The sequence below is a fragment of the Bradyrhizobium diazoefficiens genome (assembly GCF_016616235.1).
Taxonomy (GTDB): Bacteria; Pseudomonadota; Alphaproteobacteria; order Rhizobiales; family Xanthobacteraceae; genus Bradyrhizobium; species Bradyrhizobium diazoefficiens_H.
In genome coordinates this window covers 6,268,289-6,282,916 of sequence record NZ_CP067100.1, presented here as the reverse complement: position 1 = coordinate 6,282,916, position 14,628 = coordinate 6,268,289, and the positions used below count along the sequence as shown (strand labels likewise).

Below are 14,628 nucleotides of genomic sequence, written 5' to 3'. Positions count from 1 at the left end.
TCGGTCTCTGTTTCAGGAGCCGCCCGCCTCGCGCCCGAACGAGCGGTAGACCGACAGCAGATACTGGCCGTAGCTGCTCTTGGCGTTCTTTTGCGCCAGCTTCTCGAAGGCCGCAAGGGAGATGTATCCCTGCCGGAGCGCAATCTCCTCCGGGCAGGCGATGCGCAGCCCCTGGCGCTGCTCCAGGATCTGGACGAAGTGGCTGGCTTCGACCAGCGATGAATGCGTGCCGGTGTCGAGCCAGGCCATGCCGCGGCCGAGCGGCTGCACGTAGAGATCTCCACGCGCGAGATAGGCATTGTTGATGTCGGTGATCTCGAGCTCGCCGCGCGGCGAGGGGGTAATGCCCGCTGCGATATCCACGACATCGTTATCGTAGAAATAGAGCCCCGTGACGGCGACATTCGACTTTGGATTTACCGGCTTCTCCTCGATCGACAGCGCGCGGAAATCGCCGTCGAGCTCGACGACGCCATATTGCTCCGCGGACTTGACGGTATAGCCGAAGATCGTGGCGCCTTTCTTTCGCGAGGCGACCTGCACGAGCAGTTCCTGGAGGCGGTTGCCGTAGAAGATGTTGTCGCCGAGCACCAGGGCGACGGAGTCCTTGCCGATGAAGTCGCGACCGATGAGGAAGGCATCGGCCAGCCCTCGCGGGGTTTCCTGGCAGATATAGGAAAAGGAAAGGCCGATCTCCGCTCCGTCGCCGAGCAGGCGCTGAAACAGCGGTTGATCCTGCGGCGTCGTGATGACCAGAATGTCGCGGATGCCGGCCAGCATCAGCGTGGACAGCGGATAATAGATCATCGGCTTGTCGAAGACAGGCAGCAGTTGCTTCGACACGACGGCCGTCACAGGATAGAGCCGCGAACCCGTTCCCCCTGCCAGGATGATGCCCTTCATGCGCCCTCGGAGCTTTGGCTCAGCAACCGCCACTTGATAACGGATGGCACGGCGCATGCAAGCGGTTGTGGCGTCGCGACGTCATTTCACCGGCAAACAGTCGCGGGACCAAAGGCAGCGCTAGCATGCGAATCTGAAAAAGGGATTGTCTGCCAACTAACGCTGCAAACGTCGACCAGCCTTCTTGAGTTGGGCAAGCCGTATCGAGACCGATCGCTCAGAGCGCTCCAGTTTTGCGGCGATCAGCCGCAGCGGATGCCCTTCGGCATCCAATTTGAGCAGCAACGATTCCTGATCTTCGGTCCAGCGCGTACTCTTGTTGCGAGACATCACAATTTCGGCCGTTCTTGTCGCTTGGACAACCCGACGCTGAGGGTGGGGTTCCCTCCGTCTCGGACGACGAACTCATTCTCGCCCGAACCGAGATTAGCGCAATTGTTTCAGTTGCAGCAGGAGCGGAACGATAAACGCCTCCAAGTCTGCTCCCCGAAATATGTGCCCGGTAATGCCTGCGCCGGCTGCAGCCTCAATGTCACTCTGCTTGTCGCCAACCAATATGCTTCGGCCGATGTCGATGGAATGCCGCTTTACCAGTTCGTTGATCATGCCTGGCTGCGGCTTTCGGCAAATACATGCGTGCCGATACTCCGCAATGGTGCCCTCGGGATGGTGAGGACAGTAAGCGAACTCATCAATGCGCGCGCCAACACTTGCCAACTGGTCCGTCATCCATGCGTGAAGCCCTCGAGCCTGTTGTTCTGCATAGAAACCCCTTGCGACACCCGACTGGTTTGTCACCACAAAGGCAAGATAGCCGGATTGATTGACGGCTCGGACGGCTTCCATCGCGCCCTTGATCCATCGAATCTTGCTCGGCTCGAAAGCGTAGCCATCGTCCTCGTTGAGGACGCCGTCACGATCGAAGAATACTGCAGCCTGCATTGAAATCGCTCTATTCGCTGAACCGGCTTGTTCTCCGATCAATCTCGGCGAATCTCATTGGAAAATTGCCAGGCTTGGTTTCCGGCTAAGTCAGACGTCGTGTCCAGAACTTCGATGATTCGTCGCTCTGTGCCCGAACGATGTTGTAGTCCCGGAGCGCCTGGATAAGCTTGACGATTGCAGGTTTGCGATTGTCAAGAACCAGGTAATCTCCGTTTTTCTTTACGATGAGCACAAGGTGATGTTCGCCCGTCTTGCGGACGACGACCTCAGCCAGTAGCAACGCAGACGAGGCCCAACCCGCGTTCAACAAGAGGTGGCGCTTGGTCACAGCATAGTCTGCGCAGTTGCCCTCCACTGGAAAGATCTGCCAATTGAGATTGATCTCAGAGGCTCCATTCTCAACCGGTGTGATGCTGGTGTTTACCGCCGTGTTGACCAGATTCAGGTCATGCCAAAGCGCGAGATAGTCGAGTCGGGTTCTTGTCTCCTGCGTGCCCATGCGTTGGCTGCATTCCGCAGGAAGACGTTTACAAAAGAGCGTGAAGGCCATAGGTGGCAAAACGCGATCCTCTTCCGCGAACGCGGGGGATGATTCAAGGAGAACAAGCACCGCGGCGGCCAGTAGCCACTTCACGCACCCCATGATCGCAGTCCTCGTTTGGGTTCCGCCGTTGAAAGATGATGAGACGGCTATCGAGCGGAAGTTTGGCGAGAGATTGTGTGCACGACGAATTGGGTTGTGCAAAATCGCGACTCTTACCTCGATTGCAAGCAGACATGACCGTGGCACTTCAGTGTGTGTCGTCGTGCAATCATGCGACGCGATGCATTGCCCAAGAACTGCTGACCAGAGAACAGGCGTCAATTGACCGCCCAATGCTGCAAAAGGTGAAATCGGTTCGTCGAAAAAGCCTTGGACCTTTGACGGGAATCCAATGTCTGGCAGACACAGCTGAAACAATGAACTACGATGTAGCCGATGGCCAAACGATCGCGATATTCCGCATGAAAGCACATTTCGTTGCCATGATTGTGCTGGCCTTGATGGCGGAGGGCTGGGGCGGCCGGGTTCGGGCTGCCGACGAGGGCTCGACGAGTCCGAATGTCGAGCAAATGGCCAATGATCTCGCTCCTTCGGGGGATAGTCTTATCTCCCGCGAGGACTGGAAGCGCCGGATCGGGGAGGCGCGCTCACGTGCGAAGCGGGCGCGGCTGGACTGGCGGCTCAATGCGCCGCTGCGCATGGTCGCGCCGGATTCGCCGGAGAAGATAGCCACCGCGCGTGTGCTGAGTGACGACACGTTACAGCCAGGAGACATTGTCTCGACGGACAAGGGTTTCTTCCTGTTTCGCGGCCGTTCCGGCCCGGACGGCCAAGCTGCGGATCTCGTGCCGGTCGTTCCGCGTTAGATCGCGCGGCAATTCATTCTCTTGATCCAATTCAAGTGCGTGAAAATTGTCTCTCTGAATCATCTCTAGATCCCGCAACACGCTCTTGTCAGGGCGAGCGTCACGAGATCGTCGAATTCGTTCGGCTATGATCGCATAAACGAACGATGCGAATACGGGAATGCTTCAAAAAACTTGGGCAGCGTTGCCTCTCACCAAGATCAGAGAACGCGCATTCGAGGGCGCGTTCTTCAGTGTGGCGCTAATCGCAATGGCCGGCTGGGTCTATTTCATCACGCTGCTGGTAGTGAAACTATTTCTATGGTTCCTCGGTTGATCGTAGCGGGTGATCGATCTTCAAGCAGATTGCTGCCCAAGAGCTCTCGTGCCTGACAACAAAATCAGCAGCACTCATCATGATATCGACACAACTGCACGATGAGAATGCTGCGTCTGGGAGAAGGAAACGTTCCGCAAATGGAAAGACTTCCGAATGGCGCCATTCCTGATCCTGATCTTGGTCTTCTCAGCCGGCTTCGGAGTTGGTTACGCTGCCCGCGCCTGGCAATCGCGCAAGCGAAAGCATATGCGCCAAATCTACGCACCCTATGGTCCTTCGTCGCGCCCGGCCACGCGGCGGGCATTTTGAGGATATGCAACCAGTATTGGATTGCCTCGACCCGGACGTTTGCGGAAGTGAGTGGATAGCGAATACATCTCCGCGACGATAACCATGTATGGTTAGGTTAAATCGCGGCTCCCGTTGTCTACCGGGATGGTGGTGGCTAGGTTGCGCGCAGATTTGCAGGTCGATGATGCTTCTGCGCGCGGTTGAGTTGGGATTGGACCCGATGATCTGGCTCGTTGCCTTGGCCATCCCGGCTGTGGGTGGGCCGCTCTTCGTTTGGGCCTATGCGCGCCGACTAGGTGCGCTAAACGGTCCGTGGATCTGGGAAGAGGCGCGCCATGACTGACCTGAGGAATAACGCTCCACGCCGGTACTTTGTTGATGGAAGCGGACGGCGCGTCTTGATTGGCTTGACGCTCGAAGAGACTTTCGAGTTTGAGCGGCTGGATAGTCAGCCCGGTGTCCATTTTTCGGACGGCCAGCTTTCAGGCGACAAGGGGGGCCGGCGGCGCGTTGCGGTCGAGCAGCGCTGGCAAGAGCTATACGCCAAACACGAAGGTGCCTGGAAGACATGGGTGGCGCAAAGCCGTGAGGAGACCTTCGGAGGCTTTAGTCTTTATTAACCATCACGGACCCATTTTCTGGTCTGGCGCCTCCAACCGGAAAGCAACGCATGTTCCAGCTGTTCTTGCGGGCCCGTACCCACAACTTCCTGAGGGACCGCCTCGCAGGGGAGCAGCGGTTTCGCGCACGTTCGCCTGAGCGCGATGCTGAGACCGATCGATCGCGCATCGAGGCCATCATGGTCGCGATCGAAGATGCCTTGCATGCCGCGGAGCGGGAGCAATCGGGCCTGAATAACCGGGTTGAGGACGTCTTGGCTCGGGCGGCAGTGACGTTCGGCAATGGTGACGATGAATATCTCGAGCGCGAGGCACTCGACAGTCATCACCAGGATCTGTTCGACAAGGAGGTCCTGAATGGCCAGCGCCGGCTAAAAGAGCTCGGCGCCTCAATCGCCCACTTCAAATTTTTGAAGGCGGCGATGTTGAGCCGGTTTCCGGAGTTCAGATCACCGGTCAGAAATAACTAGCGGCAGCGGCGTTGAGTTTGGCGACCGCCAAGGTGGTCGCCGCAAACCAACTGCTCGCTGAATATCTCAATATTCCAGGACGCGCTCGGGAAAGGCCGGATGCGCAAATCGGGCGTAGCTTCGGATCCGGCCATAGGCATAGTTCGGATCGTCGTTTTTGGTGCGCGGATCGAAGCTCGACGGGTAATAGCGTTCGAGGCTCCGATGCCGCACGTGAACCACGATCGGGCAGCCACAGCGCGGGCCGCAATAGGGGTTCGGGCCGCGATCGATATACGGCACACGTGATACGTGGCGTACTGCAACAGGCGGGACCGCGTAGTCGGCGGCGAAGGAAGGCGCCGCGGAGATCGTCAGGCTCGACGCAAGCGCGAGAACTCCAAGAAAAGATCGCATGGCTGTATTTCCCCAATCCACGTTAACTTTAGACGGTCAGGCGCAAACGAGCAAGCCGGGGCCCTATGCATGATCCAATCGGCCTACCCACGCAATGTGGCGACGGAGGATGGGTCGATCGCCTTGACCGCTTGCTCCAGGAACTCCTTGCCCCGTTTCGATGCCCGCCGGTAGGCCAGCACAACGGCCGTTTTCAACTCCGCTCGTCGCGCCAGCATTAGTCGAACGTCGCCGCGCGCCAGCTCCGCCAAGTCGGGATCAATCAGGGCATCAAACTGGGTTGCGGTATCGAGACGCACCGGCATCAACCGCGTGTCGTTCGGTGCCGTAAAATACGTCATTTTCAGCGCCTCAAGCATGGCGGGCCCGCTGGGATCATGCTGGCTTTCGAGCAAGGCAAGGGCGAGCCATAGTTCGGCATCGTAGGGTGCCAAGGAAAGCGCCCGCTTGACGCGCGAACGGTCACGCATATTGTCGGGGGATGCGCCGCCTCCTGGCTTGCCTCGCTGGATCGTCTGCAATGCGGCTATCAGGGCGTGACTGCTTTCCAGATCCGACCTGACCAGTGGGACGGCTGGCAGCCAGTCCGGCACCTCACTGGCAGGGGGCGCAATCCGCGTCGGATCGGAGGGAAATGCCGGCCGGGGCACGGCGCTCAACTCCGCGGCTGCGGATAGTAGGCCGTAGCACCCTAGCGCCAGACCGAGGGTGACCAGGCAAATGCGCACGTTCACTAGAGGATTCATCGGGAAATAGGGCTCTCGTCACAGGGCTAGGAGACTATCGCCTTGGATGGTCAGCAAGGTCAAATTGCCAGTCGCGTAGGCTCCGGTATCGATGTTGACGCGGTTGGGACGGATGTCCGGCTCCTGGACCGGCGTGTGGCCGTGAACGATGTATTTGCCAAATTGCCTCTCGCTCTGGAGAAACTCCTCGCGGATCCAGAGCATGTCTTGTTCTTGTTGCTGCGCCAGTGGCACGCCGGGTTTGACGCCGGCGTGGACGAAGAAAAAGTCCCCACATACGAAGCGTAGCCGCAAGCTCTCGAAGAACTGGTGCTGGTAAGATGGAATCTTCATTGCGAGTTGCTGTACCAACTCGGTTTGCTCGGCTGCGTCGGGGTTGAGCGATGGGCGCAGGCCGTAGGAGGTCAGCGTCTGCAGGCCGCCGAATTGCTTCCACTGGTCGAGCTGTGACGGATCTTGCAACACCCCCGCTAGGAACGCCTCATGGTTGCCCTTGAGAAATACCGATTCGTGTCTACGACCGCGCTCGATCAGCAATTCGATGGTCCGGCAGGAATCCGGGCCACGGTCGATGTAGTCGCCGAGAAACACGTGAATCGGGCGTCTCGATCCGATGGTCGTCAGATCCCTGTCGATCACGATGAACATTTGCTGGAGCAGATCGGCGCATCCATGAATGTCGCTGATGGCGTAGATGCGAATCCCTTCTGGCAGTCTCGGCTTTCGCCGTTGGGTCTTCGAATGTGGCCATTTTAACATCTGGAGCGACTCTGGCGACCCGAGCAGGAGCGTGATTCGGACAGTTTGACCATACTCACATTAGTAAACAAATTCGGTACGCCATCAGCCGCATTTGATCCTAATTGACGGGCAAATCCGCCCGGAATTTCAAAACTTTACGTTTAGCGTCCTCAGCAAAGCAAAATGCGGGGATGCGATCATGCGTAAGCTTTCTGTATGGGTCGCCACGGCGATCGTGGCGATGTCGATGGGGTTCCGGGGGGCTGAAGCCGGATTGTTGGGCATGCCGATGGGTCTGCAGGCCGCGATTCAGCGCATCAAGTTCGAGACTCCAACGATGCCGCCCTTTGCCTTCCTTCAGTTCTGTGTCCGATACGAGGACGAGTGCCGGAAGCGGCCAATGTTTCGCGGCGGGCCGGTCAAGTTGACGGAAGAGCGTTGGGCCGAGCTGAAGCAGGTGAACCAGAGCGTGAATCGCGAGATCGCTCCGGAGCGGAATGACCTTGGCCTCGTCGCCGAAAAATGGCTGATCAATCCCGATCGCGGCGATTGCAACGACTATGCTGTCAGCAAGCGACACGAACTTCTCAGCCACGGCTGGCCGGCGCGTGCGCTTCTGCTCAGCGAGGTTGTCGTCAATTCGGGTGAACATCACCTGGTCCTGGTGGTTCGGACCAATGGCGGCGATTTTGTGCTCGATAACCTGACACCGCAGATCCGGCCCTGGTCGCGTGTGCCCTATCGCTGGGTGCGGATCCAGATGCCGACGCATAGCCGTCTCTGGGCGACGATCGCGGGGCGTGGCGTGTAAAGACGCTATTCCAGCTTGCTGGTTCGGCCGACGCTCTGCGAGAGGCCGATCCCGACGATCACCGCGGCCACGATTTGGACCGGGAGTGAAAGAAGGCTCGCGTCACAGAATGCTTCGGCGAATACGACCAGAATGCCGGCCGCGGCCGCCGAGGCGAAGAACGAATCCCGTCCCCTCCGCAATGCGCCGCGAAAGACGAAAACGAAGAGGTGGAGACCCAGCGCAGCGAAAATTGCAAATGCCGGCCATCCCCATTCGATTGCAATCGACAATGCCGTTGTGGGCGCCTCCTGTGGCACGCTGCCAAAATCGCCATAGACCGGCATCAGCGCAGGTAACGTCCCGACGCCGTTTCCAAGCCACGGCGTAGCCGACAGGATCCTGGCCGTAGCCGTGAGCGCGTCGGCATTTGAAGAGGCTGCAAATCCGGCTATCCCCTCGGCCGGGTTGCCCTGCAAATGAGGGAAAATGATCGCAACGGCGAGCCCGGTAACAATCAGAAACACGATTGTCGCAGGCCATGGCTGAACGCCGAGCCGGCGGAAGACAGCAACGAAGAACAGCGCCGTTAGCCCGAGGACAAGGGCCGCGATCGCGATACTCGGAGCAAGAATCCTGCTTGCCGCGGCCGCAACGATGAGGCCGGTCAGAGCCAGGCCGAGCCGGCCCACGAAGGGGAGGACAGTGGACGCGTCCTCCATGCCTTTCCGGCCCAGGCGTCGTTCGATTGTCATGATCGCAATCGCACAGTTACAGAGAGTCGCGAGGATGGCAGCCGCGACGAATATATCCGCGGCCGAGCTACCGGCTGGCGGAGTGATCCCCGCAAATGGCTTGATCTGGCCGATGAGGACTTCGGCGCACAAGATCGTCAAGACGATGGTCACGACAAAGAAGGTTGTCTCGGCCCACTTGCGATCCCTTGCGACGAGCGCCGTGGAGATCATGAGCGAAAGCATTGCCAGGTAAAGAATCAGGCTTCGCAACGTGGCGCCGAGGTCGACACTGACGTGCCCCCAGTTTGAAGCCTCGCCTATTGCCGCTGCCGCGGTCGACCAGATCGGGTTTACCAGCGAGGTAAACGGCAACGGGATGATCTGGATCACCATCCAGATGATGGGAAAGGCGATCGCGAGCGACACGCGACGCAGCAGCGGCCAAACGACCGAGAGATCACCCTGTGGAACGGTTGCCGCGGAGAACACGACGAGACCTGCTGCAAACAACGCGATTCCTTCTCGCGCGAGCGCGTCATTGACGATCGCAAGTGCGGGAATGGCAGCGACAAGTATGATGAGTAGTCGGAAGACGATCAGCAAGTTCAAAGGCTTCGGGTAGCGATGCGACGGTTTGACCGATCACATCTGACGCAATGATCTTTGAACTATTGCATATCCAAGGAACAACGCCAAACGCACGGCTTGTGTGCGCGAAGCATATGAGCGCGCCTCAGTCAGGTCGCCTCATTGCGTTCTTCTTGTAGAGGACCGCGACGGAAGCAGTCCGGGAGGTTTTCGGTCGCAGCGGTGCCCGCAAGCCGGTCAGCGTCGATTGCGCGAGCAGGCCGAAGGCGTAACCGAATTGCGGCGTCATTCCGACCAGCAATGCGTGCCCGCAGGCTTCGAGGACGGTTGCGTCGGAGCCGATGTCGGCAGTGAACCCGAGCAGAAGAGCCAACAACGATAGCGGCACGAGGATCCAGACGCGGAATGCCCACGCCAGGACCGCGCCCACGAGAAACAAGAAAATGGCGGCCAGAACCATGCAAAATCTCCGCCGCCACCATTTCACCCGGTTCCCTAAGAAAGGGTGAAATCGCTGCCTTTCGCGGCGCAAGCTCGCATTTTGGCTCGCTATTTGGTTAAGCAGGTTTGCGGCAGGGAACGAAGTGCGGCGGCCAGCCCTCGGATCGGCACGACGCCCTGGATCGGATTAGGACGTGCCGCAATCTCGATCGAAAGTTCCGTTGCAGCTTGCCAGGCGCCGCTTGCCAAGGTGGATGCGAGCCCCGGTAGCAGCAAGGCCTCCCCGCCCTGAATGACGGTCGCCTCGTATTCCGACCGCTTACTGTCGGTCTTTACAACTGCCGTTGGATGACTGCTCCGTGGAAGTGGTCCGAGCAGAATCAGGACCGCCTGGAGGCCGTCTTGGCCGCATCGCAGGCTCAATCCGGCGAGGCTGACATCCGATTTCGAGATGTCCACGACATGCATGATCGAGACGATCTCGGCGTTGCTGCTTGCATCACGCGTTTTAGCCAGTCGCCACCCATCGCCGAGCATTGTTGTTTGGGTTCGCGCATTGGCGAGTCTTGAGGCCTCCTCATCGCAGCTTTCAATTTGCCCGGCACCGGCGCCGGGCACGCAGTTCTGTAGCCGCTGCGCGCAAACGAGGCGCGCGCTGCTTATTAGTAGCACAAAAGTCAGGGCACATAAGGTGCCGAGCCGCATCTGGGTCATCGGTGAGGGGTGTTGATGTCGGTTCACGAGGATCAGCTTGACGGCATACTTACTTTGCTGGCAGGTATTTATCATAAAGTTTTGATGTGCTGCGTTGCGCAATTTTATTGCATTGCAACAAAATCTATGATTTTTAAAGTAAAAATAGACTTACCCGGCTGTATCGGGAGGCGACCTTGACCCCTCAGAGTTCGACCGACCTCGAGCAACGTGAGCGCTTTGCAAAGCGTGTCTTTGAAGCAGCGTCCGAGGAGCTTAATGGCCAATCTCCAACCGATAGCCCTGCGCAAATCGATCACGGCGGTCGCAGGCTGAAGCTTCCCTATTTTGCGCTTCAGAATGCTCTCGCCTTCATTGATGCGTGTCTGATCATCTCGGCGAGCCTGATCGGCGGCGGGCTTTATCAGATGCTCGTCATGGGGGATTTCAAGAATGCTGACCAGCTGCTCGGTGCGGGCATTACGGCGGCGTTGCTCTACGTGCTGATCGGCCAAGCCGGCGGCTTCTATGACCTGCGGACCGCCTTCTCGAAGAAGAAGGACGTCGGGCGGATTTTTGCGCAATGGGCGCTGGTGAGCCTGCTCCTTACTCTGCTCGCCTTCTTAATGAAAACCGGCGCATCTTTCTCGCGCGGTTCGATCATCTGCTTCGGGCTTTTGGCTTTGTCTTTGCTATTGTTGTCCCGGCGCATTTCCAAACGCTTTGTTGCGACCGCGGTTGCCGAGGGTCAAGTGCAGGGCCGGCGTGCGATCGTTCTCGGAACCCGCAATGAGCTTGCGACGCTTGGGGTCGATGAGCTTCTCGAACGATTCGGACTCACCGAGATCGATCGCGTGGTTTTCTCCAGCAATGGCGACGCCCGGTTCTCGATGACTGAGGATGAATCGTCTTCTCTTGACCAAGCACTGTCGATCGCGCGTGAGCGGGGCGCGAATGAAATCGTGCTCGCCTTCCCATGGAACGATACACGCAAGCTCGAGCTGGTTCGCGACCAGCTCAGGATTTCGCCCCTTCCAGTGCAACTGCTTCCCGATCGACGGATACGCGCGCTTGCCGAAAATCCCTCGTTCCGCCTGCGCAAATCGTTGTCAATTGAAATTCAGCGCGGTCCGCTTTCGCGAGCTGAGCAACTTTCCAAGCGGCTCGTCGACGTGATTGGAGCTGCGCTTGGTCTGATTATTCTCACGCCTTTGATGCTGCTGAGTGCGATCGCAATCAAGCTCGACTCGCCGGGACCGGTGTTCTTCCGTCAGCGGCGTAAGGGGTTCAACGCCAAACAGTTTCCTATCTTTAAGTTTCGTACGATGAGCGTGATGGAGGATGGAGCAATCGTCGTGCAGGCAAGGCGCTTTGATCCGCGGGTCACGAGGGTTGGGCGAATCCTGCGGCAGACGAGTATCGACGAAGTGCCGCAGCTTCTGAACGTTCTCTTTGGTGACATGTCATTGGTTGGGCCACGGCCGCATGCACTTGCGCATGACGACCATTATGGCGATTTGCTGTCTGCCTACGCGTTCCGGCACCACGTCAAGCCGGGCATCACGGGCTGGGCACAAGTCAACGGGTTTCGTGGCGAGACCGCGCGCGTGGAGCAGATGAAGGGGCGGGTCGACTGCGACCTCTGGTACATCAACAACTGGAGCTTGGCGCTGGATTTTAAGATTTTGGTCTTAACGTGCCTGGAGCTGGTGCGGTCTCGCAACGCCTATTAGTTGAAGTGCTGGCCAAGAAAGCGGCTTACGCGAGATTTCTTGGGCAGCGAGCTGCTGAATTGATAAACGAATCCGGCTAGCTGTAGCTGCGGCGCAACAAGTCCCGTTTACTTGCTGCCTGTCATCCAAATCGCGTTGACTCCATTAGACGTTTTGCCGATCCTCATTCCGCAAAATTGTGAATGGGGAATACCTTGTTTAGGGGCGCTTTTAGAGGGGCATTGACGTTGCTTGCTGCGCTATCTGCGGCGGGATGCTCACTTATGCCGAGCTCTGGCCCGGAAGATCATGTTATCAAAAGTGAAATTACGAGGGCCGGCCCGGACTATGGGCTGGTGAAGCTTACCGCCCCCGTCGTCGATATTCTCAAAGAGTACGGTCCGGGCGCCATTGCGGGGTCGTTCCCGGACAACCGCCCGCCGGCGTCAATCAAGTTCGGCATTGGCGACGTTGTGTCGGTTACCATTTTCGAGGCTGCTGCAGGCGGTCTCTTCATTCCTGCGGAAGCGGGTGTGCGTCCTGGCAACTTCGTTCAGCTTCCGAACCAGAACGTCGATTCGGCCGGCAACATCACCGTGCCCTATGCCGGCGCCGTGAAGGCCGCGGGCCGCACGCCGGGCGAGATCCAGCAGGATATCGTCCGTGCGATCGGCAATCGCGCCATTGAGCCGCAGGTCGTGGTCGCCCTGATCACGCAGAACACGTCGCTGATCAGCGTGCTCGGCGAAGTTAACACGCCGCAACGCTTGCAGGCCAATGCAGCCGGTGAGCATATCCTAGACGTGATTTCGCGGGCCGGTGGCATTAAGGGGCAGGGCTACGAGACTTGGGTGACGCTTGAGCGCAACGGCAAGCGTGCGACCGTACCGTTCGGTGCGCTGGTCTATCAGCCCGCAAACAACGTCTGGGTCCATCCCAACGACACGATCTATGTCTACCGCGAGCCGCAGGTCTTCCTGGCATTCGGTGCCCAAGGGCAGCAGGGCCAGTTCACGTTCGATATGTGGAAGATCAATATGGCGCAGGCACTGGGCAAGGCAGGTGGCCTGCTCGACGCGCAAGCCGAGCCGACAGGCGTTTACGTCTACCGGCGCGAGCCGCGTGAATTGGCCGAGCGGCTGGGCGTTGACTGCTCGAAGTTCGTCGGGCCGCTCGTGCCGGTGATCTACAACGTCGACCTCAGAGATCCGGCCGGTTTCTTCCTGGCGACCAAGTTCGACATGCGCGACAAGGACGTCTTGTTCGCTGCGAATGCGGCGACCGTGGATTCGGCGAAGTGGATGCAGTATGTGCGCCTGATCATCGCGACCGCCAACGATACGACCGTCGCGGCGAACAACGTGCAGATATTGAGAATCAACTCACGGCAGTGACGGATCTAGCCAGAAGCCTTCGGCGCTGGTCCGGTCTTGCTTCGCTAGCTTTGCTTTGTATGACGGTCATAGTCTCGCCGATGCCATTTGGCTCGGTGGGACTGCCGTCCATAGTGGTTTGGGTCGGCGTGCTTGGGGTCGCCGGTATGCTCGCGTCCTTTCAGCGATTGGGGCCAAGGCGCCCGGTCGTCCTTCTCGTCCTGTGGACATTTTGTGCCTGCTGGACCGCTGTCCTGTTGCTACAGACGTGGCCATCGCCTGCGTCGGATTGGCTCGATAATCCAATCTGGGCCGAGACGGCGAAGCTGCTGTCGACGGAATTGGAGCCGATCCCGTCCGCGATGCGGTATCAGCCGGTCCTATCTCAGGGACCGTTTGTGATCGCGATCCTGACGCTGAGTTGCGCATTCGTGCTCGGCGCGAAGGAAGCGTACGCGCGGGCGATTATGGCGGCATTTGCCTGCAGCGGCCTGCTCTATGCGGTTTTTGGCGTCGTCTCCTATCTGATCGATCCGTCCAAGATTCTTGGTTACGATAAGGACGCCTATCTCGCCGAGCTCACCGCGACCTTCTACAACCGCAACACGGCGGCGATCTATTTTGGATGCTGTGCGGTGGTCTGGCTGGTCTTCCTGTCGGAGCAATTCCGGCGGAGAAAACCCGGTCGCGCGAATTTCCAAGACTGGCGTGCCGTGCTGCACAGCGAGCTGCTGCCGCCGGCGGCGGCGGTGCTGATCTGCGTGGTCGCCATGTTCATGACCCGCTCGCGGGCAGGATCGCTGGCGTCGGTCGTGGGGCTGATCGTCGTACTCCTCGGATTCTTCTATCGATCCTTTGCCTCTCGCCGTGCGCTTCTGGTCGCAGGTATCGCGGCCGTTTTCGCAGCAGGCGTGCTGATCCAGTTCCTTGGCGGCGGGGTCGCCGAACGGGTCAGTGTTGAAGGGGTGTCGGATCAAGGACGGTGGCAGACCTATCTCTCGACCTGGCGGATCATCAAGGACTATCCTTGGCTTGGCACCGGTCTCGGGTCGTTTGCGTGGGTGTTCCCGGCCTACCGAAGCCCGCTGGTCTCGAGTTGGGGTGTCTGGGACCGCGCGCACAACACCTTTCTGGAACTCACCTCCGAGCTCGGGATCCCGTTCGCAGTCCTGCTTGCGCTGGGCTGGATCGCCATGATTGCGTGGCTGGTCCGCGGCGTTCTGACGCGCAGGCGAGGGGTTGGATGTCCGGCCGCCGCGCTCGGGGTCATGGTGGCTGCAACCTTGCATACGATGGTCGATTTTCCGCTTCAGATTCCGGCTTTTTCGATCGCCGTTTTCGCCATGGTCGGTGCCGGATTGTCGCAGTCGTTCCGGTCACGACCGGTGAGACGCGGCCCAAGCCGAATACAACCCGGTGACGGATGCGTGATTTCAAAAACCGCGTGACTTCG

At 58.9% G+C, this 14,628-nt stretch carries 17 protein-coding genes; 7 read left to right on the top strand and 10 right to left on the bottom strand.

The window, feature by feature from the left end; genetic code table 11:
- Window positions 1-12 precede the first annotated feature (12 nt).
- The 4 genes from rfbA to JJB99_RS29880 all read right to left on the bottom strand — a co-directional run bounded on the left by rfbA (window position 13) and on the right by JJB99_RS29880 (window position 2,491).
- Window positions 13-903 carry a glucose-1-phosphate thymidylyltransferase RfbA gene (rfbA, locus tag JJB99_RS29895; protein ID WP_200495819.1) on the bottom strand — a complete coding sequence of 297 codons (891 nt, stop codon included), beginning with the start codon at window positions 901-903 and terminating at the stop codon, window positions 13-15.
- Between the two features lie 156 nt (window positions 904-1,059).
- Window positions 1,060-1,233: a hypothetical protein gene (locus JJB99_RS29890; protein WP_200495818.1), complete on the bottom strand. Its 174-nt coding sequence runs from the start codon at window positions 1,231-1,233 to the stop codon at window positions 1,060-1,062.
- A 96-nt stretch (window positions 1,234-1,329) separates the two neighbouring features.
- Complete coding sequence (locus tag JJB99_RS29885) at window positions 1,330-1,845, bottom strand: D-glycero-alpha-D-manno-heptose-1,7-bisphosphate 7-phosphatase (protein ID WP_200495817.1); 516 nt, start codon at window positions 1,843-1,845, stop codon at window positions 1,330-1,332.
- An 85-nt stretch (window positions 1,846-1,930) separates the two neighbouring features.
- Entirely contained in the window at window positions 1,931-2,491 is a 561-nt protein-coding gene (locus JJB99_RS29880; protein ID WP_200495816.1) for a transglutaminase-like cysteine peptidase, read from the bottom strand.
- Window positions 2,492-2,625: 134 nt separating this feature from the next.
- Here JJB99_RS29880 and JJB99_RS29875 point away from each other — a divergent pair, with 134 nt between their 5' ends.
- From JJB99_RS29875 to JJB99_RS29865, 3 genes are all read left to right on the top strand, one after another.
- Complete coding sequence (locus JJB99_RS29875) at window positions 2,626-3,258, top strand: hypothetical protein (protein WP_200495815.1); 633 nt, start codon at window positions 2,626-2,628, stop codon at window positions 3,256-3,258.
- Between the two features lie 945 nt (window positions 3,259-4,203).
- Entirely contained in the window at window positions 4,204-4,488 is a 285-nt protein-coding gene (locus tag JJB99_RS29870; RefSeq protein WP_200495814.1) for a hypothetical protein, read from the top strand.
- Window positions 4,489-4,538: 50 nt separating this feature from the next.
- Window positions 4,539-4,958, top strand: a complete 420-nt coding sequence (locus JJB99_RS29865) for a hypothetical protein (RefSeq protein ID WP_200495813.1) — start codon at window positions 4,539-4,541, stop codon at window positions 4,956-4,958.
- A gap of 66 nt (window positions 4,959-5,024) precedes the next feature.
- Here the strand turns inward: JJB99_RS29865 and JJB99_RS29860 are convergent, their stop codons facing one another.
- The 3 genes from JJB99_RS29860 to JJB99_RS29850 all read right to left on the bottom strand — a co-directional run bounded on the left by JJB99_RS29860 (window position 5,025) and on the right by JJB99_RS29850 (window position 6,859).
- Entirely contained in the window at window positions 5,025-5,354 is a 330-nt protein-coding gene (locus JJB99_RS29860) for a hypothetical protein (protein WP_200495812.1), read from the bottom strand.
- Between the two features lie 83 nt (window positions 5,355-5,437).
- The gene (locus JJB99_RS29855; protein WP_200495811.1) at window positions 5,438-6,088 is read right to left on the bottom strand and encodes a hypothetical protein; all 651 of its coding nucleotides are present in this window, start codon (window positions 6,086-6,088) and stop codon (window positions 5,438-5,440) included.
- 30 nt (window positions 6,089-6,118) lie between these two features.
- A complete protein-coding gene (locus JJB99_RS29850; protein ID WP_200495810.1) occupies window positions 6,119-6,859 on the bottom strand; it encodes a metallophosphoesterase family protein in 741 nt (246 codons plus the stop codon).
- Between the two features lie 94 nt (window positions 6,860-6,953).
- On the opposite strand from JJB99_RS29850, the gene JJB99_RS29845 reads away from it, so the two are divergent.
- Complete coding sequence (locus JJB99_RS29845) at window positions 6,954-7,652, top strand: transglutaminase-like cysteine peptidase (RefSeq protein ID WP_349628987.1); 699 nt, start codon at window positions 6,954-6,956, stop codon at window positions 7,650-7,652.
- Window positions 7,653-7,657: 5 nt separating this feature from the next.
- Here the strand turns inward: JJB99_RS29845 and JJB99_RS29840 are convergent, their stop codons facing one another.
- The 3 genes from JJB99_RS29840 to JJB99_RS29830 form a co-directional block, all read right to left on the bottom strand.
- Window positions 7,658-8,971, bottom strand: a complete 1,314-nt coding sequence (locus JJB99_RS29840) for a hypothetical protein (RefSeq protein ID WP_200495809.1) — start codon at window positions 8,969-8,971, stop codon at window positions 7,658-7,660.
- A 130-nt stretch (window positions 8,972-9,101) separates the two neighbouring features.
- On the bottom strand, window positions 9,102-9,416 hold the full coding sequence (locus tag JJB99_RS29835; protein WP_200495808.1) for a hypothetical protein: 315 nt from the start codon (window positions 9,414-9,416) through the stop codon (window positions 9,102-9,104).
- A gap of 89 nt (window positions 9,417-9,505) precedes the next feature.
- Entirely contained in the window at window positions 9,506-10,213 is a 708-nt protein-coding gene (locus JJB99_RS29830; RefSeq protein ID WP_200495807.1) for a hypothetical protein, read from the bottom strand.
- A gap of 74 nt (window positions 10,214-10,287) precedes the next feature.
- Between JJB99_RS29830 and JJB99_RS29825 the strand changes: the two genes are divergently transcribed.
- From JJB99_RS29825 to JJB99_RS29815, 3 genes are all read left to right on the top strand, one after another.
- Window positions 10,288-11,823, top strand: coding sequence for an undecaprenyl-phosphate glucose phosphotransferase (locus JJB99_RS29825; RefSeq protein ID WP_200495806.1), 1,536 nt, complete (start codon window positions 10,288-10,290; stop codon window positions 11,821-11,823).
- Window positions 11,824-12,086: 263 nt separating this feature from the next.
- The gene (locus JJB99_RS29820) at window positions 12,087-13,196 is read left to right on the top strand and encodes a polysaccharide biosynthesis/export family protein (RefSeq protein WP_246775029.1); all 1,110 of its coding nucleotides are present in this window, start codon (window positions 12,087-12,089) and stop codon (window positions 13,194-13,196) included.
- 377 nt (window positions 13,197-13,573) lie between these two features.
- Complete coding sequence (locus JJB99_RS29815) at window positions 13,574-14,623, top strand: O-antigen ligase family protein (RefSeq protein WP_200495804.1); 1,050 nt, start codon at window positions 13,574-13,576, stop codon at window positions 14,621-14,623.
- Window positions 14,624-14,628 lie beyond the last annotated feature (5 nt).